General features: G+C 65.8%; 20 protein-coding genes and 1 pseudogene. 14 read left to right on the top strand and 7 right to left on the bottom strand.

The window, feature by feature from the left end:
* Positions 1–570 (top strand): annotated as a pseudogene (locus tag HRUBRA_RS15420) (patatin-like phospholipase family protein); the annotation flags it as partial.
* Here HRUBRA_RS15420 and HRUBRA_RS09985 read toward each other — a convergent pair.
* Together HRUBRA_RS09985 and HRUBRA_RS09980 are read right to left on the bottom strand one after the other, a co-directional pair.
* The gene (locus HRUBRA_RS09985) at positions 563–841 is read right to left on the bottom strand and encodes a polyhydroxyalkanoic acid system family protein (protein ID WP_052094657.1); all 279 of its coding nucleotides are present in this window, start codon (positions 839–841) and stop codon (positions 563–565) included. The pseudogene HRUBRA_RS15420 and the gene HRUBRA_RS09985 sit on opposite strands and share 8 nt — an antisense overlap.
* Before the next feature lie 48 nt (positions 842–889).
* The gene (locus HRUBRA_RS09980) at positions 890–1,771 is read right to left on the bottom strand and encodes a DMT family transporter (RefSeq protein ID WP_035516760.1); all 882 of its coding nucleotides are present in this window, start codon (positions 1,769–1,771) and stop codon (positions 890–892) included.
* Between the two features lie 69 nt (positions 1,772–1,840).
* On the opposite strand from HRUBRA_RS09980, the gene hslO reads away from it, so the two are divergent.
* The 5 genes from hslO (at position 1,841) to HRUBRA_RS09955 (ending at position 6,430) form a co-directional block, all read left to right on the top strand.
* Complete coding sequence (hslO, locus tag HRUBRA_RS09975) at positions 1,841–2,728, top strand: Hsp33 family molecular chaperone HslO (RefSeq protein WP_052094655.1); 888 nt, start codon at positions 1,841–1,843, stop codon at positions 2,726–2,728.
* A gap of 123 nt (positions 2,729–2,851) precedes the next feature.
* Positions 2,852–4,411: a phosphoenolpyruvate carboxykinase gene (locus HRUBRA_RS09970; RefSeq protein WP_035516758.1), complete on the top strand. Its 1,560-nt coding sequence runs from the start codon at positions 2,852–2,854 to the stop codon at positions 4,409–4,411.
* A 197-nt stretch (positions 4,412–4,608) separates the two neighbouring features.
* On the top strand, positions 4,609–5,121 hold the full coding sequence (locus tag HRUBRA_RS09965) for a hypothetical protein (protein ID WP_035516756.1): 513 nt from the start codon (positions 4,609–4,611) through the stop codon (positions 5,119–5,121).
* Positions 5,122–5,260: 139 nt separating this feature from the next.
* Complete coding sequence (locus tag HRUBRA_RS09960; protein WP_035516753.1) at positions 5,261–5,749, top strand: phasin family protein; 489 nt, start codon at positions 5,261–5,263, stop codon at positions 5,747–5,749.
* Positions 5,750–5,767: 18 nt separating this feature from the next.
* Positions 5,768–6,430, top strand: coding sequence for a TetR/AcrR family transcriptional regulator (locus tag HRUBRA_RS09955; RefSeq protein WP_035516752.1), 663 nt, complete (start codon positions 5,768–5,770; stop codon positions 6,428–6,430).
* Positions 6,431–6,439: 9 nt separating this feature from the next.
* Here HRUBRA_RS09955 and HRUBRA_RS09950 read toward each other — a convergent pair whose 3' ends face one another.
* Positions 6,440–7,090: a class I SAM-dependent methyltransferase gene (locus HRUBRA_RS09950; protein ID WP_035516749.1), complete on the bottom strand. Its 651-nt coding sequence runs from the start codon at positions 7,088–7,090 to the stop codon at positions 6,440–6,442.
* 65 nt (positions 7,091–7,155) lie between these two features.
* Between HRUBRA_RS09950 and HRUBRA_RS09945 the strand changes: the two genes are divergently transcribed.
* Positions 7,156–7,635 carry a peroxiredoxin gene (locus HRUBRA_RS09945; protein ID WP_035516748.1) on the top strand — a complete coding sequence of 160 codons (480 nt, stop codon included), beginning with the start codon at positions 7,156–7,158 and terminating at the stop codon, positions 7,633–7,635.
* Positions 7,636–7,637: 2 nt separating this feature from the next.
* Here the strand turns inward: HRUBRA_RS09945 and HRUBRA_RS09940 are convergent, their stop codons facing one another.
* Together HRUBRA_RS09940 and HRUBRA_RS09935 are read right to left on the bottom strand one after the other, a co-directional pair.
* A complete protein-coding gene (locus tag HRUBRA_RS09940) occupies positions 7,638–8,261 on the bottom strand; it encodes a paraquat-inducible protein A (RefSeq protein ID WP_035516746.1) in 624 nt (207 codons plus the stop codon).
* 48 nt (positions 8,262–8,309) lie between these two features.
* On the bottom strand, positions 8,310–9,647 hold the full coding sequence (locus HRUBRA_RS09935) for an SLC13 family permease (protein ID WP_052094661.1): 1,338 nt from the start codon (positions 9,645–9,647) through the stop codon (positions 8,310–8,312).
* A gap of 187 nt (positions 9,648–9,834) precedes the next feature.
* On the opposite strand from HRUBRA_RS09935, the gene moaA reads away from it, so the two are divergent.
* From moaA to HRUBRA_RS09905, 6 genes are all read left to right on the top strand, one after another.
* On the top strand, positions 9,835–10,845 hold the full coding sequence (gene moaA / locus HRUBRA_RS09930; protein ID WP_035516743.1) for a GTP 3',8-cyclase MoaA: 1,011 nt from the start codon (positions 9,835–9,837) through the stop codon (positions 10,843–10,845).
* 34 nt (positions 10,846–10,879) lie between these two features.
* Positions 10,880–11,815, top strand: coding sequence for an AAA family ATPase (locus HRUBRA_RS09925; RefSeq protein ID WP_035516741.1), 936 nt, complete (start codon positions 10,880–10,882; stop codon positions 11,813–11,815).
* A gap of 6 nt (positions 11,816–11,821) precedes the next feature.
* The gene (locus HRUBRA_RS09920) at positions 11,822–13,282 is read left to right on the top strand and encodes a VWA domain-containing protein (protein WP_035516740.1); all 1,461 of its coding nucleotides are present in this window, start codon (positions 11,822–11,824) and stop codon (positions 13,280–13,282) included.
* Between the two features lie 19 nt (positions 13,283–13,301).
* Positions 13,302–15,443 (top strand): DUF1631 family protein, encoded by a 2,142-nt coding sequence (locus HRUBRA_RS09915; RefSeq protein WP_035516739.1) that lies wholly within the window; start codon positions 13,302–13,304, stop codon positions 15,441–15,443.
* A 32-nt stretch (positions 15,444–15,475) separates the two neighbouring features.
* Positions 15,476–15,859 (top strand): PilZ domain-containing protein, encoded by a 384-nt coding sequence (locus HRUBRA_RS09910; protein WP_035516738.1) that lies wholly within the window; start codon positions 15,476–15,478, stop codon positions 15,857–15,859.
* Between the two features lie 244 nt (positions 15,860–16,103).
* On the top strand, positions 16,104–16,994 hold the full coding sequence (locus HRUBRA_RS09905) for a metallophosphoesterase family protein (RefSeq protein ID WP_035516736.1): 891 nt from the start codon (positions 16,104–16,106) through the stop codon (positions 16,992–16,994).
* A 29-nt stretch (positions 16,995–17,023) separates the two neighbouring features.
* Here the strand turns inward: HRUBRA_RS09905 and HRUBRA_RS09900 are convergent, their stop codons facing one another.
* Together HRUBRA_RS09900 and HRUBRA_RS09895 are read right to left on the bottom strand one after the other, a co-directional pair.
* Positions 17,024–18,856, bottom strand: a complete 1,833-nt coding sequence (locus HRUBRA_RS09900) for a purple acid phosphatase family protein (protein WP_035516735.1) — start codon at positions 18,854–18,856, stop codon at positions 17,024–17,026.
* Positions 18,857–18,879: 23 nt separating this feature from the next.
* Entirely contained in the window at positions 18,880–21,486 is a 2,607-nt protein-coding gene (locus HRUBRA_RS09895) for a TonB-dependent receptor (RefSeq protein WP_084592585.1), read from the bottom strand.
* Positions 21,487–21,774: 288 nt separating this feature from the next.
* On the opposite strand from HRUBRA_RS09895, the gene gshA reads away from it, so the two are divergent.
* A complete protein-coding gene (gene gshA / locus HRUBRA_RS09890; RefSeq protein WP_035516733.1) occupies positions 21,775–23,358 on the top strand; it encodes a glutamate--cysteine ligase in 1,584 nt (527 codons plus the stop codon).
* The last annotated feature ends 19 nt before the right edge of the window (positions 23,359–23,377 follow it).

Genomic DNA, 23,377 nt, shown 5'->3' with positions numbered 1-23,377 from the left:
GCCGCTGCCTTCCAGCGCGTGTTGTTTTCCAGCCGCGCGGCCACCCACGCCGCCACCGGCGCCGGCACAGCGGCGCCGGCGCTGCCGGGCTTTGCCACCACCACCGCGCCACTCACCGCCGGGAATGCCCGGGCGGTACTTCATGCGAGCGGGTCAATCCCCTTCCTGCTGGCCGGGGAACGGACTATCCCCGGCGCACCGCCGGGACACTACTGGGATGGCGGCATCATCGACTACCACTTCGATCCCCGGCCCCTGCGCAGTGCCGGACTCATTCTTTACCCACACTTTCGCGGCGACCTGACGCCCGGCTGGTTCGACAAATTCCTGCCCTGGCGCCGGCTGGCACCGGAGCTGGTCGACCGCCTGGTGCTGATCGCACCCCACCCGGCTTTTGTTGCCAGCCTCCCGCAGGGGAAGATACCGGACCGGGGGGACTTCACGACGATGGCAACACAGGAGCGCCAGGCGAACTGGCGCCGCTGTATGGAGCGAGGGCAGGAGCTGGCCGATGCCTTTGCCGCCCAGGTAGCGGGGACCGACCCTCTCGCCCGGGTCAGCGTCAGCTGACGTGCTTGTCGAGGTAGCGCTCGATCTCGGCCCGGAGCGGCCCCTGGAAGGCCGACGCCAGCAGCCCCAGGCGTACGGACACCTCCACCGCGTCGTCGCTGAGGGTCACGCGCCCCTCCACACCGGCCCCGCGGATAGCGACCACATCATCATTCTCCCAGCGCGCGCGCACACCGTGCGCTGCCTCCAGTTCAGCGGCAAGGGCAGCAGCCGTTTCTCGTAGCTCGGGGCGGGACTGGGTGGTCGCCTTGCGCAGGCGGAAGCTGGCCATGGGACCTCCGGAGACAGCGTAGGGGTGAGCGAAAGGCCGCAGTATAGGTCAGCCGCGCTGGCGCCGCATGGCAAGCCAGTTGCCGGCGAACACGAGCGCGAGCGCGAGGCCCAGGACCGCAGGCAGGCTCCAGCGGTAACCCTCGAACATCGTCGACACAGCGAGGGCCACCAGCGGGAAGAGCAGCGTCGTGTAGGAGGCACGATCCGGACCGATGCGACCGATGAGCGTGACATAGGCCCAGAAGGCGATCACAGAACCTAACACAGCCAGATAGCCCAGGGATAACAGGTAGTCGCGCTCGAGTGGCAGGACCAGCGGGGTCCCGGCAAGCAGGGCTGCGGCATAGAGCGTCAGGCAGCCGTAGAGCATGCCCCAGGTATTGCAGGTCAGCACCGGCAACTGCTGGCGGTGGTTGCGGGCGGCAATGATGTTGCCGAGGGAGGCGCACAGCGTACCGGTCAGGCAGAGCCCGAAGGCCCGCAGCGTCGCCGCAGAGCCATCAACCTGCGCCAGCTCCGGCAGGAAGATGCCAGCCATCCCGGCAAGGCCGAGCAGCCCGCCCAGGGCAACCCAGAGACTGACCGGAAGGCGCAGGAAAAGCGCACCCCCGACGCTATTGAAGATCACCATGGTGGAGAAGATCACCGCAATCAGACCACTGGCCAGCTCGGCCGCGCCGGCGTAGATGAAAAGGTAGTTGCCAGAGAAGAGAAAGAGCCCCTGCAGAAACACGAAGCCGTGGTCCCGGGGCGCTAGGCGGACCAGCCGCCGCGTCGGCACCAGGAGCAGGAGCAGCAGGGCCGCCGACAGCGCAAAGCGGTGGGCAATGGAGACCATCGGCGCCACACCTTCGAGCTGGTAGCTGATGGCGATCCAGGTTGTGCCCCAGATCAGCACCGTGGCGCTGTAGAGCATGGCTGTGTTCACGAACGCTCTCCCGGCGCGGAGCGCGGAAGGTACCACAGGAGCAGCCGTGAATGCGGTACCATAGCGCCTATGACTGCACCGACCCGCGATCACGCTGCCCCTGACGCCAGCACCGTGCGCCGCTTCCTGTTCGAGGGGGCGGACCTGCGCGGGGAAAGCACGCGGGTTGACGGCGCCCTCGCGGCCATCCTGCAGAACCATCAGTACGCCCCGGGAGTCCGCGACCTCCTCGGCGAATTCCTCGCCGCCGCCGTACTTCTGGCTACCACCCTCAAGTTCCAGGGCAGGCTCACGCTGCAGGCCCGCAGCAGCGGCCAGGTACCGCTGATCATGGCCGAGTGCACCAGCGACCTCGCCGTGCGCGCGATTGCCCGGGGCGCCCAGGAGGCAACCGCCAGCGGGTTTGAGGAACTCCTCAGCGAGGGCCAGCTGGCCATCACCGTGGAGCCGGAGCGCGGGAGCCGCTACCAGGGGATCGTCCCCCTGCAGGGCGAGTCCCTCGCCGCCAGCCTCGACGCCTACTTCGAACAGTCCGAGCAGCTGCATACGCGCGTATGGCTGGCCTGCGACGGGAGCCGCGCCGCCGGCCTGCTCCTCCAGCAGCTGCCAAGCCAGCTCACGCCGGATCCGCTGGCGCGCGAGGCGCAGTGGGCACATGCCTGTACCCTGGCCGCCACCGTCTCCCGGGAAGAGCTGCTGGCACTGGAGCCGGCAGAACTCCTTTACCGGCTCTACCACGAAGACCCGGTTCGCCTCTTTGACGCTCAGCCGGTGCGCTTCAGCTGTAGCTGCTCCCGGGAGCGCAGCCGCCAGGCCCTGACCACCCTCGGCGAGGCCGAGATCCGCGACATCCTCCGGGAACAGGGCTCGGTCACCATGGACTGCGAGTTCTGCAACCAGCAGTATATTTTCGAAGCGCAGGAGCTGCTCCCGGGGCAGATCGACCCGCTCCACTGACCGCGCCCGCCGGCGTTCGCACGGCGGCCGGTAATCTGCCATAATCGCGACCCCGAAAACCGACCCGGCCTCCGGCCGACTCCCGATCCCGCTGCGTGGCGGGACAGCCGACAGGATTGATCGATGACCGCAGACACGCAGCTAGGCCAGGAATACGTCGACCTGGAGCCCGCCCAGTTTGTAGAGCAGGCGCTGAAGCGCGGCGAGGGCACACTCACTGACACCGGGGCTCTCCTGGTCACCACCGGAAAGCGCACCGGACGCTCGCCTGCCGATCGCTACATCGTGCGGGAGCCATCGAGCGAGGATGCCATTGCCTGGGGCAGCGTCAACCGCCCCTTCGAGGCCGATCGCTTCGATGCGCTCTGGGATCGGGTCGAGAGTTACCTGGGCTGCCGTGACCGCTTCGTCTCCCACCTGCATGTCGGCGCCCACAGCGATCACTATCTGCCCGTGCAGGTCATCACCGAGTGGGCCTGGCACGGCCTCTTCGGCCGCAACATGTTCATCAAGCCGGCGCAGTACAACAGTGACCACAAGCCGGTGTGGACCGTCCTCAATGCGCCGGGCTTCAGCTGTGAGCCGGAGCGCGACGGCACCAACTCCGACGCCACGGTGATCGTCAACTTCGGCCAGCGCAAGATTCTTATTGCCGGCATGCAGTACGGCGGAGAGATGAAAAAATCCATGTTCTCCGTGCAGAACTTCCTGCTGCCAGAGAAGGATGTGATGGCCATGCACTGCTCTGCCAACGTCAGCGAGGACGGCGAGACGACACTGTTCTTCGGTCTCTCCGGCACCGGCAAGACCACCCTGTCGGCAGACCCGGAGCGCTACCTCATTGGCGACGACGAGCACGGCTGGACCCGCGGCTCAGTGTTCAACCTCGAGGGCGGCTGCTACGCCAAAACCATCAACCTGTCCCAGGAAAACGAGCCGATCATCTGGGACGCGATCCGCTTCGGGGCCATCGTCGAGAATGTGGTGGTCGACGAACGCGGCCACGCCGACTACGACGATACAAGCCTGACCGAGAACGGCCGCTGCTGCTATCCGCTCGTTCATGTCCCCAAGCGGGTGCTGGCCAATGCCGCCGGCGAGCCCAACTGCGTCATCTTCCTGACCTGCGATGTCTCCGGGGTGCTGCCGCCCATCGCCATCCTGTCCAAGGAGGCCGCCGCCTTTCATTTCCTGAGCGGCTACACGGCCCGCGTCGGCTCCACGGAAGTGGGCGCGGCAGCGGGCATTCACCCGACGTTCTCTACCTGTTTTGGTGCGCCCTTCATGCCGCGCCCGGCCAACGACTATGCCGAGCTGCTGATGAAGCGCATTGACGACTTCGGCAGCCAGGTCTACCTGGTCAACACCGGCTGGACGGGCGGCTCCGGCGCACCCGGGGGCACGGGCTCACGCTTCCCGATCCCGGTCACCCGCGCCGTCGTGCACGCCGCCCAGAGCGGCAAGCTGATCGGCGCCGAAACCGGCCACCTCGACATCCTCAACCTGGACTTCCCGGTACAGATCCCCGGCGTCGAAGACCGTTTTGTCAATCCGCGGGAAAACTGGGGCGACAGAGCCGCCTACGATGCGCAGGCCAGCAAGCTGGCACGGCTGTTCCAGGACAACATCCAGCTGTTCAACCCCTCCGCGGCCGTCGTGGCCGCCGGCCCGCAGGCCGACTGAGCGACGCGGGCGCTCAGCGCCCGCTTTTCACCCTCCACGCACCACGCTCTGCCCACCCTCCCGGTCCACGGCAGCCCGGCGCTGTCGCTTTAGTATGTTTATTCTAATTTTTTGCTCTATCTTCCGCGCTGAGTGGTAGACGCCACAGCAGTTTCAGGACCGGGCAGAGGCCCGTCCGCGACAAGGAGGAAGCAGTCATGGCAGAAGCAACGAGCACTGGCGCCGCCAAGGCGGCCCCGAAGCGCAAGAGCACGGCGCGCAAGCGTCCGGCAGCAAAGACGACGGCTCGCCGCAGCACCACTGCGCGCAAGACGACAGCGGCACGCAAGACAACCGCGCGAAAGAGCGCACCGCGCCGCAAGGCCGCCGCACCGGGCAACGCCTTCGCGACCCGCGCGCGGGAGGCCGGCCGCAAGGCTTTCCTGGCCAGCCTCGGCTTCTACGGCAAGGCCTACGACCAGGTGGAAGAACAGTTCACCACCGTCCAGCGTGAGCTGGAAGCCCGCCGCAAGAAGGCCGACAAGCTGTACGCGGAGCTCGTCAAGCGCGGCGAGAAGGTCGAGAAGCAGGCGCGCAGCGCCCTCGACGATATGGAGCTGCCGAAGCTCGACGGCCTGGCCGACCGCAAAGAACTCGAGGCGCGCCTCGACAGGGCCCGCGAGCGCTTCAGCGAGCTGAAGGATTCCGTAGGCTTCAAGACCGCGGCCTGAGGGCCGCACCCATCCAGGTTCACTTGTCCCCCTGGGACTGCCGGGGCCGCACTTGCGGCCCCTTTTTTTTGGCTGCCGCTTCTGCCTTAATGATCGCCCGGTGTCCGCCACCATCGCATAATAATCAGGAGGTACCGCCATGACCGATGACAAGGGCAAGGTGTCCGACAAGGCCAGCGAGATCGCCAAGCATATCTGGCTCGCCGGGGTCGGCGCCTACGGGCGCGCCGTGGATGAAGCCCAGGGCCGGCTGGAGAAGGCCGGCGTGGAACCCCCGAAGCTGTTCAAGGACCTGGTCAAGGCCGGCGCGGCGCTCGAAGAAGAGGCGCGCGGGGCCAGCCAGTCCGCCCGGCAGTCCGTGGAAGACCGGATCACCCGGGTGCGCGACAATTTCAACCTGCAGCGCCCGGTGCGCGGCGAGGATCTCCTCGCCCTGCACGAGAAAATCGACCGCCTCACCAACAAGGTCGATGCCCTCACCGACGCCCTGGCCGCCAGCGGCAGCGTGAAGGCGCCGAAGAAAAAGGCTGCCGCCCGCAAGAAGAGTCCCGCGCGTGCGGGCACCGCCCGCAAGGCAACGCCCCGCAAGAAAGCGCCCGTGCACAAGAGCAGTGGTAGCAGCCGCTGAGCAGTTCCGGCGGCCGCCGTGAAGACCCGCGACCGCATCCTGGTCACCAGCCTCGAACTGTTCAACGAGGCCGGCGAGGCCCACACGACAACCCTGGACATCGCCCTGGCGCTGGACATCAGCCCGGGCAATCTCTACTACCATTTCAAGGGCAAGGACCAGATCATCGCCGAGCTTTTCCACCAGTACGAGGTGGCCCTCGGTGAGACCCTGGCGGCGCCGCTGGAAAAGCCCCTGACCAGCGGCCGTGATGGCGTCGAGAACAACTGGTACTACCTGTACGTGGTGCTGGAAGAAATGTTCCAGTACCGCTTTCTCTACCACAACCTCGATGACCTCCTGAGGCGCTACCCGGCAGTCCACAAGGGCTTCCAGCGCCTGCTGCAGTTGAAGCGCGCGGCGCTCTACGCGATCTGCGACAATCTACTGCAGCGGGACGTCATCGACGCTCAGGACCAGCAATTGGTCGGTCTCGTGGACAACCTCACGCTGACCCTGACCTTCTGGTTCAACTACGAGCGGCTCCTGCACCCGGCGAGGCCTCAGGGGGTGACCATCCACCAGGGGGTGCTGCAGCTCCTGACCATGATTGCGCCCTACCTCGGCGAACGCGAACTCGCCTTCTACCGCGACTGCGAGGCAATCTATCGGCAGATGCTCGAGGACGACGCTGAGGCCTGAGCGGACACCTCAGCCCCCGAGCTTGTGCAAGAGCAGTGCATCGTCGGCGACAAAAACAAGCCTGGCCCGTCTGCCTGCGGCCCACCAGCGCCAGGTAGCCCGGCTGAAGAAGCACACATGCGTAGGGTCATTCTTGTAGTGCCAGCGATCGAAGGCCGCGCGGCTGCGCAGGTGCTTGGTCATGATGCCGAGCACACCGCCAACCCGCAGCCGCGCCCAGAGCCGCGCCAGCTCCAGGCCCGGCTGGTGCAGGTGTTCCACTACCTCCGTCGCAGTGATGAAGTCGCGCCCGCCCAGCGCCAGCGCCGCCGGGTCAGGGGCATAGAAAGGGTCGTAGAGCGCTACCCGATGACCGGCTTCCCCGAGCATTGCCGCGAGTGCCGGCCCCGGCCCGCAGCCGAAATCCAGGCCCGCCTGGGCCGGCGGCAGCGCTGCGAGGAGCGGCGTGGCCAGTCGAGCCAGGAAGCGTCGGTAGCCGGGATCGTCGAGCCGGTTTTCATGGCGGTCGTACTCGGCCCGCTCCGCCGCCGGGGTCGGCCGCCAGAGCGGCGGCACGAAGACCAGCGCGCAACGGGGACAGCGCCGGTAGGGGCGCCGCCGATCCTCGCTGAAAGGCGTCGTCGATGCCCCCGAACAGAGCGGGCAAAGGGTCACGGCCATCTGCTATGCTTCCACCCCGGACCCGCCCGGTGTCCGTCACCCCCAGGCATACTAAGGAGAAGGCAATGAGCATCAATGTGGGCGATCGTATCCCCGACGGCAAGCTGCAGATCATGGGCGACAACGGACCGGAAGACGTCACGACTACGCAGCTCTTCAGTGGCAAAAAGGTGGTCCTGTTCGCCGTGCCCGGCGCCTTCACTCCGGGATGCAGCATGACCCACCTCCCCGGTTACGTGGTCAACGCGGACAAACTCAAGGCAAAAGGCGTTGACACGATCGCCTGCGTGGCAGTCAACGACGCCTTCGTCATGGATGCCTGGGGTAAGGCGCACAACGCCGAGGAAATCCACATGCTGGGGGACGGAAACGGCGACTTCACGCGCGCCCTCGGCCTTGAGCTCGACGGCCGCGGCTTCGGCCTCGGTATGCGCAGCCAGCGCTTCGCCATGGTTGTCGATGACGGCGTGATCACGCACCTGCAGGTCGAGGAGGGCCCCGGCGTCGAGGTCAGCGCCGCCGAGGCGGTGCTCGCCCTCCTGTAACATCAGCGCTGCACCGCGGGCAGCTGGCGCAATACCAGCATGCCCGCGGCAATCGCGAACAGACAGTACCCCAGGAAGAACCAGAAGCCGCGCTCCAGCTCCGCCTGCATGATCAGTAGACCACCGTCGTGCGCCGACGCCCTGCCGGCAAGCCAGGCCACCAGCATAGCCATGACGAACACGTCGGCCATGGACCACTTGGACAGTGCGCCGTTGGCCGCCAGCAGCGGCCGCAGAAGCGGCGTCGGCGCCAGGACCGCGGCGGCCTGCAGGAGCAGCTTGCCCACGGGAATGACCACGCTGAAGGTGAGGATGAGCAGAGCAACCAGCGCGTTGCCGCCGTCGGCGAGCTCGCGCGCCATGCCGAGGATGGAACGGGTACTGCGATAGGCCTCTACCCGGCCCTCGAGCTGGTCGAGGCCGAGAAAAGCAGAAATCATAGACAGCACCTGTCGCGACTGTCCCTCGGTCTCAGGGCCCGCAATGAGCTCGATACCGAGTTCCGCCACTTCGCTCTTTTCCAGCTCCCCGGAGAGCGTCAGCACCGGTTCGGTGATACCCGGGTAAAGCAGGCCCAGGGCAATGACGATAGGGAAGAGCAGAACGAGGCGGCGGCCTGATGCCATAGCGTGGAACTCCGGACAGGGGCTGAGCCGCTTATTGTAAGCCGGGGCTCAGGCGAGAGCGACGTAACAGGCAAGGCTGATCACGGCCGCCCCGAGGATGTTCAGCAGCAGGCCCTCCCGGGCCATGCGGGCGGTGCTGACCAGGCCTGAACCGTAGACGACGGAGTTCGGCGCCGTTGCGACCGGCAACATGAACGCACAGCTCGCGCTCATGGCCGCAGGCACCATCATCAGCTCCGGGGCGATGCCTGCGCCAAGCGCTGCAGCGGCAAGCACAGGCATGAGCAGGGAGGTGCTGGCGGTGTTGGAGGTCGCCTCGGTCATGAAGGTGACCCCCAGACAAAGCGCGGCGATGAGCAGCAGCGGCGGCAGACCGGCGAGACCGGCGAGCCAGGCGCCGAGAAGCTCCGACAGGCCCGAACTGACGAAACCGCGGGCCAGACAGATGCCGCCGGCGAAGAGCAGCAGCACCCCCCAGGGTATGGAGACGGCGCGCTCCCAGTCCAGGAGGCGGCCGCCCTCGCCGTCGGGGAGCAGGCACATGACGACAACGGCAAGAAGGGCCACCGAGGCATCGTTCGCACCGGTGAGCCCCAGCCACTCGCTCCAGCCCCCGAAGGGCTCACTGCGGGTGACCCACAGCAGCGCCGTGAGCGCAAAGACCAGCAGCACGCGGCGCTCGGCGAGGCGCCAGGGGCCCACAGTAGGCAGCTCGACCGCGATGGCGCCGCCGAGGCCGCGGGTCAGCACCAGGGCCATAAGCGGCACCAGCACGAACACCACGGGCAGTGCCCAGCCCATCCAGGTGAGAAAGCTCACGGTCTCGCCGGTGGTATCGGCGAAAACCTGCATGAAGATAAGGTTCGGCGGCGTACCGATAGGCGTGCCGACACCGCCGACGCTGGCGGCGTAGGCCATGCCCAGGAGCAGCGGGGGCGCCAGCCGCTCCCGCTCGTGGGTCCCTTCGAGCACAGCCAGGGCCACGGGGAGCAGCATGAGCGTGGTGGCGGTATTGCTGATCCACATGCTGAGCACCGCCGCCGCAGCCATGAAGCCGAGCACCAGCCGGCGCGCGCTGCCGGCGCCAAAGAGGCGGATCATGCCGAGAGCGATGCGCCGGTGGGCGCCGGAGGCCTCCATGGACCGCGATAGAAGAAAGCCACCGAGGAGCAGGAGGATCAGCGGGGAGCCATAGGCCTGGCCGACTTCCGCCGGGGTGAGCACGCCGGCCAGGGGCAGCAGGGCCAGGGGCAGCAGGGAGGTCACGGGAATGGGCAGCGGCTCGAAGATCCACCACACGACGCACAGCACCGCCACCGCCGTAACCACGAGCACCGGCGCCGGCTGACCGGCCGCCGCGAGCCACGCTACCGCCCCCGCAGCCAGCAAGGGCCCCCCGGGAAGGGCCAGACGCGCCGGGCTGATCACAAGGCTGCCCCGCGGCCGGGGCGGGTTGCCGCTGTCGTCATGATGTTCGCTCCCGCGCAAGTCGCGCCATGCTGGCCCAGCGTAAGGTCCAAGTAAAGACAGCTGTCGCTTGGAGGGCGGGGCTGCGGCCGGGTAGACTGAACCCATGACTGCATCGCTCCCGGAAGAGCTGGTCGACGCCTTCGGCCGGCAGATACGCTACCTCCGCCTGTCTGTGACGGATCGCTGCGATTTCCGCTGCGTCTACTGCATGGCCGAGGAGATGACCTTCCTCCCCCGGCGCGAAGTGCTGAGCCTTGAGGAGCTGGAACAGGTTGCCGCCGCCTTCGTCGATCTCGGGGTACGCAAACTCCGCCTCACCGGCGGTGAGCCACTCGTGCGCCGCGGCATCGTCGATCTGGCCCGGCGCCTGGGCCGTCTTCCCGGCCTGGAAGAGCTTGTGCTCACCACCAACGGCTCGCGCCTCGCCGCCATGGCCGCGCCGCTGCGCGATGCCGGCGTGCGTCGCCTGAATATCAGCATTGACAGCCTGCGCCCGGAGCGCTTTCGCGCGCTCACGCGTACCGGCGACCTCGCGCGAGTGCTCGAAGGCATCGAGGCCGCCCGTGCTGCCGGCTTCGAGCGCATCCGTCTGAACAGCGTGATACTTCGCGGGCGCAATGACGATGAGGTGGTCGAGCTCGTGAGCTTCGCCCGCGAGCGGGGGCTGGATATTGCCTTCATTGAAGAAATGCCCCTGGGTGCTATCGAGGAGCACAATCGCCGCGAGGCCTTCATCAGCAGCGCCGACCTGCAAGAGCGCATCGCCAGCCACTTCGCTCTCGAACCCCTCGGCGACCCGGCCGGAGCTGCGGGCCCGGCGCGCCGCTTCCGCATCGCCGGGACCGACAGCGCCGTCGGCTTCATCTCGCCACACAGCAACAACTTCTGCCATCTCTGCAACCGGGTGCGCGTCACCGTAGAGGGGCGGCTCCTGCTTTGCCTCGGCAACGAGCATGCCCTCGACCTGCGCGAGCTCCTGCGCCGGCCCCAGGGCGACCCCTTCGCTCTCCACCGCGCCATCGCCGACGCCATGGCGCGCAAGCCGGAACGGCACCACTTCAGCCATGGCGACGAACCAGAAATCGTCCGTTTCATGAACGCCACCGGCGGCTGATGGCCCCACGCTGATCGTCCTAAAAGGAAACGTCGTGCACATCCCTGAGTTCAGTGAGCTGGCGTCCGTGGACGCCATCGAGGCGGGCTTCGACCGCCTCGGTTATATCTGCAGTGAGAAAATCGCGACTGCGGTATTTCTGGCAGCACGCCTGGGCAAACCGATCCTCGTGGAAGGGCCGCCCGGAGTCGGCAAAACGGAGCTTGCCAAGACCGCGGCGACGCTTCTGGCCCTGCCCCTGGTGCGGCTGCAGTGCTACGAGGGGCTCGATGAGGCGAAGGCCCTCTACGAATGGAAGTACGGCAAGCAGCTGCTCTACACCCAGGTATTGAAGGAGCAACTCGGCGACCTGCTCCAGGGGGCCCGGGGCCTTGCGGAGTCGGTAGCGCGGCTGCACGACTTCGGCGATATCTTCTACTCCGAGGATTTCCTCGAGCCGCGCCCCCTGCTCACGGCCATGCGCCAGGAGCGCGGGGCGGTGCTCCTCATAGACGAGATCGACAAGGCCGACCATGAATTCGAGTCCCTGCTGCTGGAGACGCTCTCCGACTACCAGGTCTCAATCCCGGAGATCGGCACAATCCGCGCCCGCTCCCGGCCCCTGGTGTTCCTCACCAGCAACAACACGCGGGAGCTCTCCGACGCCCTGAAGCGCCGCTGCCTGCACCTGTACATCCCCTTCCCCTCCCGGGTCCTCGAGGAGCGCATCGTGCAGAGCCGGGTGCCGGAGGTCGCCACAGCCCTGCGGCAGCAGCTTGTGGCCTTCGTGCACTCGCTGCGCGACCTGGACCTGCGCAAGACGCCGGCGATCTCCGAGACCATCGACTGGGCCCGCAGCCTGGTTCTGCTGCACGTCGACGAGCTGGGCGAGAATACTGCCCGCAGCACACTGAATATCCTGCTCAAATTCGAGCAGGACATCGAAACCGCCGAGGCCTCCCTGCCGGAGCTGCTGCGCGCGGGGGCCTGAACCGCGATGGATAGCTCGCTCGTCGGCTTCGTGCGCATCCTGCGCAGCCACGACCTGCGCGTCTCTCCCGCCGAGACGCTGGACGCCATGGCGGCCGCGGAGGCCCTGGGCTTCGGCGACCGGGAACGGCTCCGCGACGGCCTGGCCGCAACGCTCGTCAAGAGCCGACGGGAGGAAGAGATCTTCCGGGTACTCTTCGAGCGCTACTTCGACCACAGCGCCGGCGACTTCGCCGGCGCCGGCGCCTTTGGTGAAGGGGAAAGGGAAGGCGACGGAGAAGAAAGCACAACAGAGCCGCCCCCGGCCACGGAGGCTGCCGGCGACGGCCAGGGCGGAGGCGCCAGTGGCGAAAGTGGCGAAAGTGGCGACCCGATACTCAACCGTGCCGCAACAGAGAGTGACACGCTGCGCGAGCTCCTCGCCTCACCACTCATGCAGGCACTGCTCGGCGGCAAGCGCGGGGAACTCAGCGCCCGGCTCCGGCGCGCCGGCCGGGACGCCGGCATTGACGACATACGCCTGTTCACGCAGAAAGGACAGTATGCGCGTCGTATTCTCACTGCCATGGGTGAAGAGCAGCTCCGCGGCGCCGTCATCGACCTGGAACGTCGCGAGGATCCCGCCATCGACCGGTTGCGCAGCTACCGCGATCTGCTCCGGGAACAGGTCCGGGATTACGTGGATGCGCAGTACCTGCTCCACGCGGAGGGCCACAACCGGCAGTTCATGGACGATGTGCTGGCAAAAACGCGGCTGTCGAATATCGAGCAACACTACACGGCGCGGGTGCGCGAACTGGTGCAGCGCATGGCGCGAAAGCTCGCGAGCAGACACAGGCCGCGGCAACAGCCGCGGCGCCGGGGGCGCCTGGACATGGCGCGCACGCTGCGCGCCGGCATTCCCAACGACGGTGTACTCATGCGAACCCACTGGCGCCAGCGCCGGAAGGACCGCGCGCAGGTGCTGGCTCTGTGCGACGTCAGCGGTTCCGTGGCCGCCTATGCCAAGTTCCTTCTTATCTTTCTCTACAGCCTCCAGGATGTGCTGCCACGCATGCGCAGCTTTGCCTTCTCGAGCCATCTCGGGGAGGTCAGCGGACTGTTCGAGGAGGAACCGCTCGAGCGTGCCGTGGAGCTCGTGAACTGGCGCTACGGCGGCGCCACCGATTACGGTGCCAGCCTGCGGGACTTTGCCCGCCTGGCGCTCAATGACATAAACCGTCATACATCGGTTATCATCCTCGGCGACGCGCGCAATAACCGGGGCGATCCGGAACTTCCGATCATGCAGAGCATTTACCAGCGCAGCAAACAGGTTATCTGGCTGAACCCGGAATCGCGCCGCGCCTGGGGCACCGGTGACTCGGAGATGCACCGCTACCTGAGCACCTGTCACTTCGCCGCCGAATGCCACAACCTGCGCCAGCTGGAAAAAGTGGTCGACCAGCTGCTGCGCAGCGTCCGTTGAGGCCTGCCGGCTCGTCGCCATGACGCTGCCGAACGAACACCTGCCGCTCCCCTGCTCGCTTCGCGAGGTCGTGTGCCGCACGTTCCCGCACGCAGAGCCGTCCTCCGATGCGGACATGCTGCAGCAGGAACGTCTCACCACCTACCTTCGCGATGCGGTGGGCGCCGCAGAGCCCCTCCTCACAATAATCCGCCAGCGCACGGCTGAGGACGGTCCTGCACAGCTTGCGGCAGCGGACGCCGCCACCATCGAGTGGATCAGCCTCGCTTTCGACTGCTGGAGCCATGACTATCCCGTGGAGGCTCCGCTGCGCGATACGCTCCACCGGCTGCTCCCCCTGGCCATCGCCGTCGCGCTGGCGGAGCACAGCTTTTTTACCCCAGGCGCCCACCCGCTGCACAAACTCCTCGACCGCCTTCAGCACAGCGCCGTAGGCTGGCAGACGCGGCTGGACCGCGCCGGGCAGATGCTGGAGCAACGCGTGCGCCGCGCAGTTGAGCGGGCGCTGGCCTGGTTCGAGGACCCGGGCACAGACTTCAGCGCGATAACGCAAGAGCTCGAAGCCGCCGCGCACCGCGACGAGGAGCGCGCCGCGCGCATGGTGCATCGCCTGGAGGAAACGGAGCAGGCCGCCGTGCGCACACGCCACGCCCGTCGGGAGGCCGCCGGCATCATAAATCGCGGCCTCGCCAGCTGCGAGCTGCCCATGGCTATCGGCGAATTCCTCAAGGGTCCCTGGTACGACAGCCTTCAGCTGGTGGCGCTGCGCCACGGCACCAGTTCGCAGGAATGGCGCGAGATCAGCCGCATCACCGACCAACTCATGCGTTCCGTGCAGCCCGCGGTCGGGGGCGGCGACCAGGGCGGCAGCACTCTGCGTCGCCTCTCCGGCGAACTCCGTCACTGGCTGTTGAGTCTGGAGCATGACAGCGCGGCGACCGATGACGCCATCGGCCTCGTGGAGTACGTGCACCTGCGCATGACCCACGGGCAGGATCTCGGCCTTACCCACATCCGACCGCTGGCGGTTCCCGGAGAGCAGGACGGCAGCGGGGGCGAGGACGGGGCCGCAGCAAGCCTCGAGACCGGCCAGTGGTACCTGTTGCAGGATGAGCACGGCGAGCTCCGCGCCCGGCTCTCCCTGCAGCTCGAGGAAGGGCGGCACCTGCTGTTCACCAATGCGGTGGGTCTCAAGGCCCTGGACCTCGACCGGGCTTCTTTCATCGAACGGCTCCGCAGTGCCAGCGCCCGGCACCTGCCGGCAGAGGACAGCTTCAGCCTCTCCCTGAGCCACGCGGCAGGCATCGATGACCACCACAAGTTGCGCGCGCTGATCGAGCCCGGCTACCGCCCGCCTGAACCTGAACAGCCGCCCGAACTTGAGCTACCGCCTGAGGCTGAGCAACCGGCTGCAGCTGAACAGCCACACGAACCTGCACAGCAGCCGGTATTTGAGCATCCGACCGAACCCGAGTGCCCGCCGGAAGCCGAGCACCGGATCACCCCGGACCCCGAACCCCCGACAGAGGCGGCGCCAACGCCCGATCCCTTCGGAGACCGTGAAGCACCGGCAAAGAACACCACGGAAACGGCAAACGCCGACCCGCCGGAGCCCGCGACAACGTCGGAAACCAGGCCGCCGCCCACCGATACGCTGCCCGAATTCGCGCCGCCGCCGGCACCAGCCCGTCCATGGGCAGAGGCAGAAGCAGAAGCGGAGGCAGGAGCGGAGGCTGAGGTAGAGAGCAACCTGCCCTCCCTGGAGCTGGAGCTGGTCGGTGACGAACCCGGCCAGGAATACCAGGCGACGGCGCCCGCCCGGGAGCGGCGCAGCAGCGCCCCGGCGCCTGTGCCTGCGCCCGCCCCGCAACCGGCAACTTCAGAGCGCCCGCGGCGCACCCCACCGGGCCCGGAGATGGACGTCCCCATGGGTGCCTGGCTCGGCTTCCACGACGGCGAGACGCCGATCATGGCAAAGCTCGCGGTCTACGATCCACGTCGGGACAACTATATTTTCGTGAACCGCCGCGGTATCGCCCTGCGCGAACTCAGCCGCGGCGAACTCCTGGCCCTGATCGATGACGGGCTGGTGGATATCCTGGAGACCCGCTGCTACTTCCGCGACGAGGTGCAGCGGGCCCGGGAGCACCGCGATGACTGACAGGGCCTGGGTCTGGGCCTGGAGGACGCACCATGACTGAAGAGCAGGGCAGGAACCAGCGTCGCTATTACCGGCTGCCGCTGGCCAGCACGGTGTTCATCGAGATCGAGTCACCACCGCCGGGCGCGCTCGGTCCCGGCAAGGTCCTTCGCTGCCACACCCTGGAGGTTTCCCGGCGGGGCTTGCGGGTGCAGCTCGACCAGCGGGTAGCCGTCGGGGCGATTCTTCAGGTTGGCGTCGACATCCCCGGGGAGGCAGAACCCTTCTACCTGGTCGGCCAGGTGCGCTGGCGCATGCGCGAACAGGACCGCCCCGGCAGCTGGCTCGCCGGCTTCGAGATCCTCGAGGCCGCAGGCTCGGACATCGCTCATTGGGAGGCGGCCCTCCAACAGATCAATGTGCCCGAGGAAGGCTGAGGCACCCGGTGCCGCAACCGCCCGCCTCTCTCATTTCCTGGAGCCACAAGTGCTGCAAGCCGATCCACCCATCGTCCGGGACATCGTCCTGATCAGTGAGGGGCAGAACGTGGCCCGCGAGACCGCAGGGCCAGCGCCGGAGGATATGTCCACTCCCCCAGAGCGTTCGCCGAGGCACTGTCACAGTCACGTCATTGTTTTGTGTTATTCCTGAAGCTTTTGACGCCTCTACACGGAGACCAGCATGACACGGATACAAAGCGGCGCTATCGTCCTGACACTGTTGCTGGGCTTTGCACTTGCCATCCCGCCGGCCTTCAGCGCCGACAGTAAGGAGGTTGTTCTTCGATTCGCCGCGCTGGGCGACGCTGAGCCCAAGCCCGAGCCCCACTTCCCGCACCTGGCCGCGGCGGTAGCGGACGTAAACAGGCTGGCGCAAGCCATGCATGTGGATTTCGTGATCGGCGTTGGCGATATTGCCCACAAGGGAACCCGCATTCAGTACGAGAACGCGACCGAGGTCCTGCAGGCGCTGAACCTGCGCTTCTACCCCATCATGGGCAATGAAGAACATGACAGTACAGTGGACCGTTACCTGGCCTACGCCAATCGCTGGGGTGCGGAGAAAGCGGAAATGCAGGAACCCAGCTACGTGATCGAGACGGATACGGTTGCGCTGGTGTTTGCCTCGCCAGACGTCGACCGGGATTTCGAGGACAGCGGTATCGAGTGGATGTTAGAGCAGATCGGGCAGCTTGCGCCGAGGCCGGTGCTGCTGATCGTGCACGGAGCGCAGACCGGTGCCTACCCGGAAAATCCGGACAAGGGCATCACCCATGCACGCTTTGCCGAGGTTATCGATCAGCCCAACCTCGCGGCCATCATTTCCGGTGATCTGCACATGGACATGGATCGGGTGAACCACTCCAAGCGGATAGGCGCGGTTCATTACCTGCACATTCCAGCGCTGGAGCGCACGAAGATTCCCGATGAAACCCGCCATAGCGCCATGTTTCGGGTGTTCACCGTGTACGCGGATGGCGAGGTGCACGTAGAAACCTACGAGGTCGGCCGTGCCGAGCCGCTCGAACGTCATGACTACCGCTTCACGCTCCGCAGAGACGCGCGCTCTTAACGGGTGGCACTAGGTTCTAAAGTGTCAGCTCAGGGCTTCTGGAGCGCGAACTCGTCGATCACTTCGCCCGCTTCGGAGATAGCGCGATAGCGAAGGGTCCCGTTACCGGGGTCGACGTCGATCACCTGGAAAGTGCGGGTGTCTGTCGCGCCAAACACCGCAAATTCGGGCAACGACTGTTCGTACATCTTGGTCCCTGACACGGCCACCAGATACACAGTGCCGTGTTCGCCCTCGGCCACCGGCTTGCCACCGCGCAGGGGTTGGGTGCGCATGTAGGCGTGATCGTGCCCCTGAAACGCAATGTCGACACCGTGTCGGTCAAAGATCGGCAGCCACGCGTCGCGCAGTGGCGCATTGTCGCGCTCGGGGTGAGACGCATAGAGCGGGTGGTGGTAGATGACGGTCTTCCAGCGCGCATCGCTCTCGCCCAGCACACGATCCAGCCACTCGGTCTGCGTCGCCGGATCAATCAGGTCGTAATTCGAGTCCATGACCACCACCAGCATGTCCTGGTAGGTCACGTGGTAGGTGCGGCCCGGGTCCAAAGTGTCTGTGCCGTTATCGGGCAGCGCAAACTGCTGCAGATACAGCGTCGGATGTCCGCCGTGGCTGTCATGGTTGCCGATGGCAGGCAGCACCGGACGGCGATCGAACACGGGGCTGCTCTCGGCAAAGAACTGGTCCCAGTTATCGCGCTGCGTGCCCTCATCGATCAGGTCGCCGGCAATGAGATAGAAGCGAGACTCCGGAAAGCGGTAATCTGACTGCCGGATCAGCTCGCCCCAGCGGTCGAGTCCGCTCTGCGGGTCGCCGAGGTAGACAAAGCTGTAGGGTTCATCCCCGGGCTTCGCCGCCGTGCGGAAGCTGCGAAGCTCACTCCACTGCCCGCCGTCGCCCGCACTCACCGCGTAGGCATAGTCAGTGGCCGGCGCAAGATCGTCGAGGGTTGCCCGGTGCAGCGTAACGGCGGGATCGTTCTCGATCTGCAGAGTCGTCATGACGAAGGGCTCCGCCTGCACAATGCGGGCGCTACCCGGATTGTCCTCCTGCAGCAGCTCTGACCGGCGTGCCAGCCAGAGACGGCCACCGGCGCTCTCGCCGCGGGTGCGCCACTGCACCGTGACGCTGGAGGCAGGATCGCCCTGCCAGGTGAGCTGAACGTGGTCCGGGCGCTCGCTGGAGGGATAGTCGGTGACGCGGAAATACCCCACGAGGCGGGCAACAAACTCCCAGCTCTCGTAGGAGCGCAGCATGGGCAGGCCCAATAGACGATCGGGCAACGTGGTCAGGTCGTCATCATCGTCGAGATAGACCTGCTGGCCAAGGGTGGCCTCCACCACATCGACGCCTGGCACTAGCGGCTCAACCTCGACGCTGGCGGAATTGTCAGCCTCGATGAAGATGAGGTAGGGCTTCATTTCGCCGGTGAATCCCGGAATCCCAAGACCGATCTCGCCCGCAGGAAAGCGCTTTGACCACGTCGCGTAGTCATCCTCGCCCTTCACCAGGAAGTCGAGGTCGCTGCGCCGCTCGAAGCCGCGCGCCGGCAGCCAGAAGGGCACCTCGCCGGGCGCGGATTCGAAGGCCACATGAACCGTCACCGGTGTCGAGACCTGCAGCCTGGCGAAGCCGGTGGAGAACAGCTGCCGCTCCCTCCCGTTGAGGAACGATGCAGCCGACTCCGGCGTCAGGGTCAGGCGTTCCTCGACAGACAGCGTCTGCTGCATCCGCTCGATAACCCCCGAGACGGCGCGCTCCAGTTCGACATGGGGTGACTGCGTCTCCGCGGAGACCGCTGCCACTCCCAGGGTCGCAAGGAGGATGCCGGTGACGGCGGCACGAATCAGCGAGGTCTGCATGGCTATGGGTCCCATCGATATTTTCACAGGCGAACCTGGATGCCGAGTCGTACGGTCCAGGAATACTCCTCGTACTGTAACAGCCGGCTGGCGCCCGGGCCGCGCTGGAAGGCCACAAAGGGCTCGTCAGTCAGGTTGAGGAACTGCGAGTAGACCCTGATCTTTTCGCTGACGTCGTAATTGGCCGTCAGATCCACCTGCAGATGATCCCTGACGTAGCGGTCCTCCTCCGGGGAGCCTTCCAGTTCATCGAGGTATTCATCCCGGTAGGCAGCGGTGAGGCGGACGCTCAGGGGCCCGGACTCATAGCCGAGCATGGCGTTGTAGGTCTGCTCCGCCGCAGCCGGAAGGGGGATCGTGCGCTCGCCGATGTCGCCCTCGGCGTCGGTATACGTATAGTTAAGGCCGAGCAGAAGGCCATTGAAGGGCGCCGGCAGTTGCGTCAGCGCGTGCTGGTAGTTGAATTCGACCCCCTGCACCGTCGCCTCGTCACCGTTCAGCGGAATGATCCCCTCGTCGAAGGGGATGCCGTTATACACGCCGTTGAAGGGCGGCTCATCGGTCTCGAAACGCGCGTTGACGATAAAATCGTCGATTTCCTTGTAGAACAGGCCACCGGACAGGACGCCGTTCTCACTGAAGTACCACTCGACGCTCGCATCCACGTTAAAAGCCTTGTAAGGCTTCAGGCCGGGGTTGCCGAACTCGCCCTCGCGACCGCCCCCCTCGGACTCCTCGATGATAAAAATCGGCGCCAGCTGTTCCGGGCCGGGACGCACCAGGCTGTTGAAGAAGCCGGCACGCAGCACGACGTCATTGCGCAGGTCGTAGCGCGCACTCAGGCTGGGCAGCCAATCGGTATAGCTGTTGCTCTCTTCACTGGGCGTGAAATTTACCTGGTCTTCCTCGAGCGTGACGCCGTTGAGAACGCTGCCCTCCCCCAGAATCTCGGTGAGATTGGCGCGTACCGTGTTGTCAGTGCGCTCCACGCGGACACCGCCAATGACCGTCAGCGGTCCTGACTCCCAGCGCGCCATGAGGTAACCTGCCAGGATGTCCTCGTCGACGCTGAAATTCTCGATATTGGATTCCAGCCGGGTGTCGAAGTCGTTGAGAATAAAGCGGTCGAGATTGGCGATATTGAAATTGCGCACCGCACCGAGGCTGGGCACGGGGTCGATGGCGGCGAGGCCGAAGCTTTGCTGGCCGGTCACGTCTGCGAGCGTGTAATCGCCGTCAAAATCATCGAACACCTGCAGCAAGGTTTCGCGCTCCTTGGTGCGCTGCCGCACCTTGCTGCCGAATTTGATCTGCAGCGTGCCGCTGTCCATGCGGAAATTGCGTGCGGCGTTGAACTGCCAGGTGATTTCCTCGTCCTTTGACAGGCCGTCGGGAATCTCCACCACGTCAAATTCATAGGTGGTCGGATCGAAAAAAGCGTCGGCGCCCTGGCTGATGCCATAGCGGGGCTGCTCATCATTGCTGTAGTCGAAGTCGATGCCCAGTGCGCCCGGATCCTCGAAGCCCGTCGCGAACAGGGTTTCGAAGGTGTCTTTCTCGTGCTCTTCCGCGTAGGCATAGCTGACGCTGTAATCCAGCTCCCAGTTGTCAAAGAGGGTTTCACCGCCAATGGCGTAGGTCTGGATTTCCTGGGCTTCGTAGCGGTCCTTCTGCTCGCGCTCGGCGACAATTTCACCGTCGTCTGACAGGAAGGACGCCGAGGTTGCACTGCCCGAGCGCGGTTCCCCGTCCATCTCCAGAACCAGCCGGCGGCGCGACTCGGTGTCCTCGAACAGGCTGTACATCATCCGCGCGTAGAGTGTGGTGCTTTCTGTGGCCTTGAAATCCACGGTCAACGAGGCGCTGGTGCGCTCGCGCAGCACGTCGTAGTCCCGGTATTCCACCGTGTCGGCATACAGAACGCCGTCATCAGTGACGTCCCAGCCTTCCGATTCAATGTTGTCGGTCGAGAACTCCCGCTCCTGGTAGGAAACGCCACCGGCTATGCCCAGTCGGTCGTTGATGGGGAAGAGAAACTCCACGGAGCCCTTGGGCGAATAGGCATCGCTCAGGTCGTTGTAGGACTGTTCGGCCTTGACGGAAAAAAAGCGGTCTTCGGCCTCGAAGGCGCGCATGGTGTTGATCTGGATAGAGGCGCCGATGGTGTCGGCGTCCATGTCCGGCGTCAGCGTCTTGACCACCTCGATGGACTCCACGAGTTCGGAGGCGATCACATCCAGGGCAACGGCACGGGTGTCCGCTTCCGGTGAAGGGACGCGCACCCCGTTGACGTTCGAAGCGTTCAGACTGGGATCGAGACCGCGAACGGCAATAAAGCGGCCTTCGCCCTGGTCGTTGAGAACGTTCACACCAGGCAGCCTGCGAACGGATTCCGCTACGTTCTGATCGGGCAGGTTGCCGATGGCATCCCGCGTAATCACGCTCATGATGCGGTCCGACTCGCGCTGCCGATCAATGGCGCTGCGCATCATGTCGCGCTGGCCATGCACCAGGACTTCCTCGATACGCGTATCGCTACGGTCTGTTGATGACTGGGCGGCCGCACCGCTGGCGATCAACGCGCCAAGGGCAGCCGCAACGGCGGCAGATAGTTGAGTTTGCATGTTCATAAGACTCTCTGGCAGGGATACGAGACGCGCGCAAGGCTAGTTGCGTCGCGGTGGGCGCTCAATGCATTTAGCGAGTCTTCATGGAAAGTTCATGGAAACTTCTTGGAGGGTTCACCGTGCTTTCACGGCTCTGTCATACGGCGATGCTCCTTCATTACCCGGTATGAAACAGGCGCCATGCAATTCTTCGTCGCCCGCGCTTATTTACCCGGTGCCGCAACCTGTACTCACCCCGCCTTCGTCGCTAAACTGCTGCGTTTATCCGTCGCCCGCAGCAAAGGACATCCCGTGACATCGCACTGGCAGACACAGCTCGAGCGGTTGGCCGCGGGACAGCCGACCCTGCTCACGGAAATCCGCCGGGGCGTCGAGAAGGAGAGCCTGCGGATCACCCCCGAGGGGACCCTCGCGCAGACACCGCATCCTCCCGGACTCGGCTCCGCGCTGACCCACGGCAGTATTACCACGGACTATTCCGAAGCGCTCCTCGAGTTCATCACACCCGTGAGCTCCGGCATCGGTGAAACCCTCGAGACGCTGGCGGACATCCACAGTTTTGTCTACCGGCAGCTCGGCAAGGAGCGGCTCTGGGCCCTGAGCATGCCCTGTATCGTAAGCGGCGACGCCGGTATCCCCGTGGCTCGCTACGGCAGCTCCAATGTGGCACAGATGAAAACCATTTACCGGCTGGGCCTCGGCCACCGCTACGGGCGCATGATGCAGGCGATCGCCGGCATCCACTACAACTTCTCGCCCCCCGAGGCCTTCTGGGAAGCAGCCTGGCAGGACGACGGCGCCCCCGGCAGCCGGCAGGACTACATTACGGAGCGCTACCTGGGGCTGATCCGTAACTTCCACCGCTGGTCCTGGCTGCTGATCTATCTCTTCGGTGCCTCCCCGGCGGTATGCGCAAGCTTCCTCCGCGGCCGTCAGGGCCACGGCCTCGAGCTCATGGATCCGGAGGGCAATACACTCTACCGGCCCCACGGAACCTCCCTGCGCATGGGCGGCCTCGGCTACAACAGCGACGCCCAGCGCGGCCTGCAGGTCTGTTACAACGACCTCGACAGCTACCTGAAGACCCTGAAGGACGCCATCTTCACGGCGCACCCGGCCTACGCGCAATTCCCGAGTGGTGCGGGCGGCGACTACCAGCAACTTAACGACAGCCTGCTGCAGATCGAAAACGAGTTCTACAGTACGATCCGCCCGAAGCGCGTCGCCGCCTCCGGCGAGACGGCGCTTACGGCGCTGCGCCGCGGCGGCATCGAGTACATCGAGGTGCGCTGCCTGGACGTCAACCCCTTTGCACCCCTTGGCCTTGACGGAGAGACAATCCGTTTTCTCGACGCGTTTCTCCTGCACTGCCTGGTTGAGGACAGCCCGCCCTGCTCCCCGGAGGAGCAGGCCGTGCTCGACGAGAACCTTGCCATGGTGGTCAATCGCGGCCGGGAGCCGGGGCTGACGCTGGCGAACGGTAGCGACCGTCGGCCCCTGGACGAGCTGGCAGGGGAGCGGCTCGCCGGCGTCGCCCGCACCGCGGCGCTCCTCGATACGGCCCATGGGGACGGTGGCTATCGCGCCGCTGTCGCGGCGCAGGCGGCAAAGGTGGATGACCCGGCCAAGACGCCCTCGGCGCGCATGCTCGCGGAGATGGTCGAGGACGGGCTGCCGTTCTATCGCTTCGGGCTACGCTATAGCGAGCGCTGGGCCAGGCACTTCCGGGAACGGGCGCTCGACGAGACCGCACTGGCAGCCCTGGAGACAGAAAGCGAACGCTCCCTCGGCGCCCAGCGCGCCCTCGAAGCAGCCGACAGCCAGGACTTCAGCAGCTACCTCAAGGCCTACTACGATCAGTACGCGGCCCTCTGACGGCGGCGCCAACCACAGG

This window comes from Pseudohaliea rubra DSM 19751, assembly GCF_000764025.1.
GTDB classification, from domain to species: Bacteria; Pseudomonadota; Gammaproteobacteria; order Pseudomonadales; family Halieaceae; genus Pseudohaliea; species Pseudohaliea rubra.
Note: the sequence above shows the minus strand (reverse complement) of the source record. Positions and strands in the feature narration are given on the sequence as shown.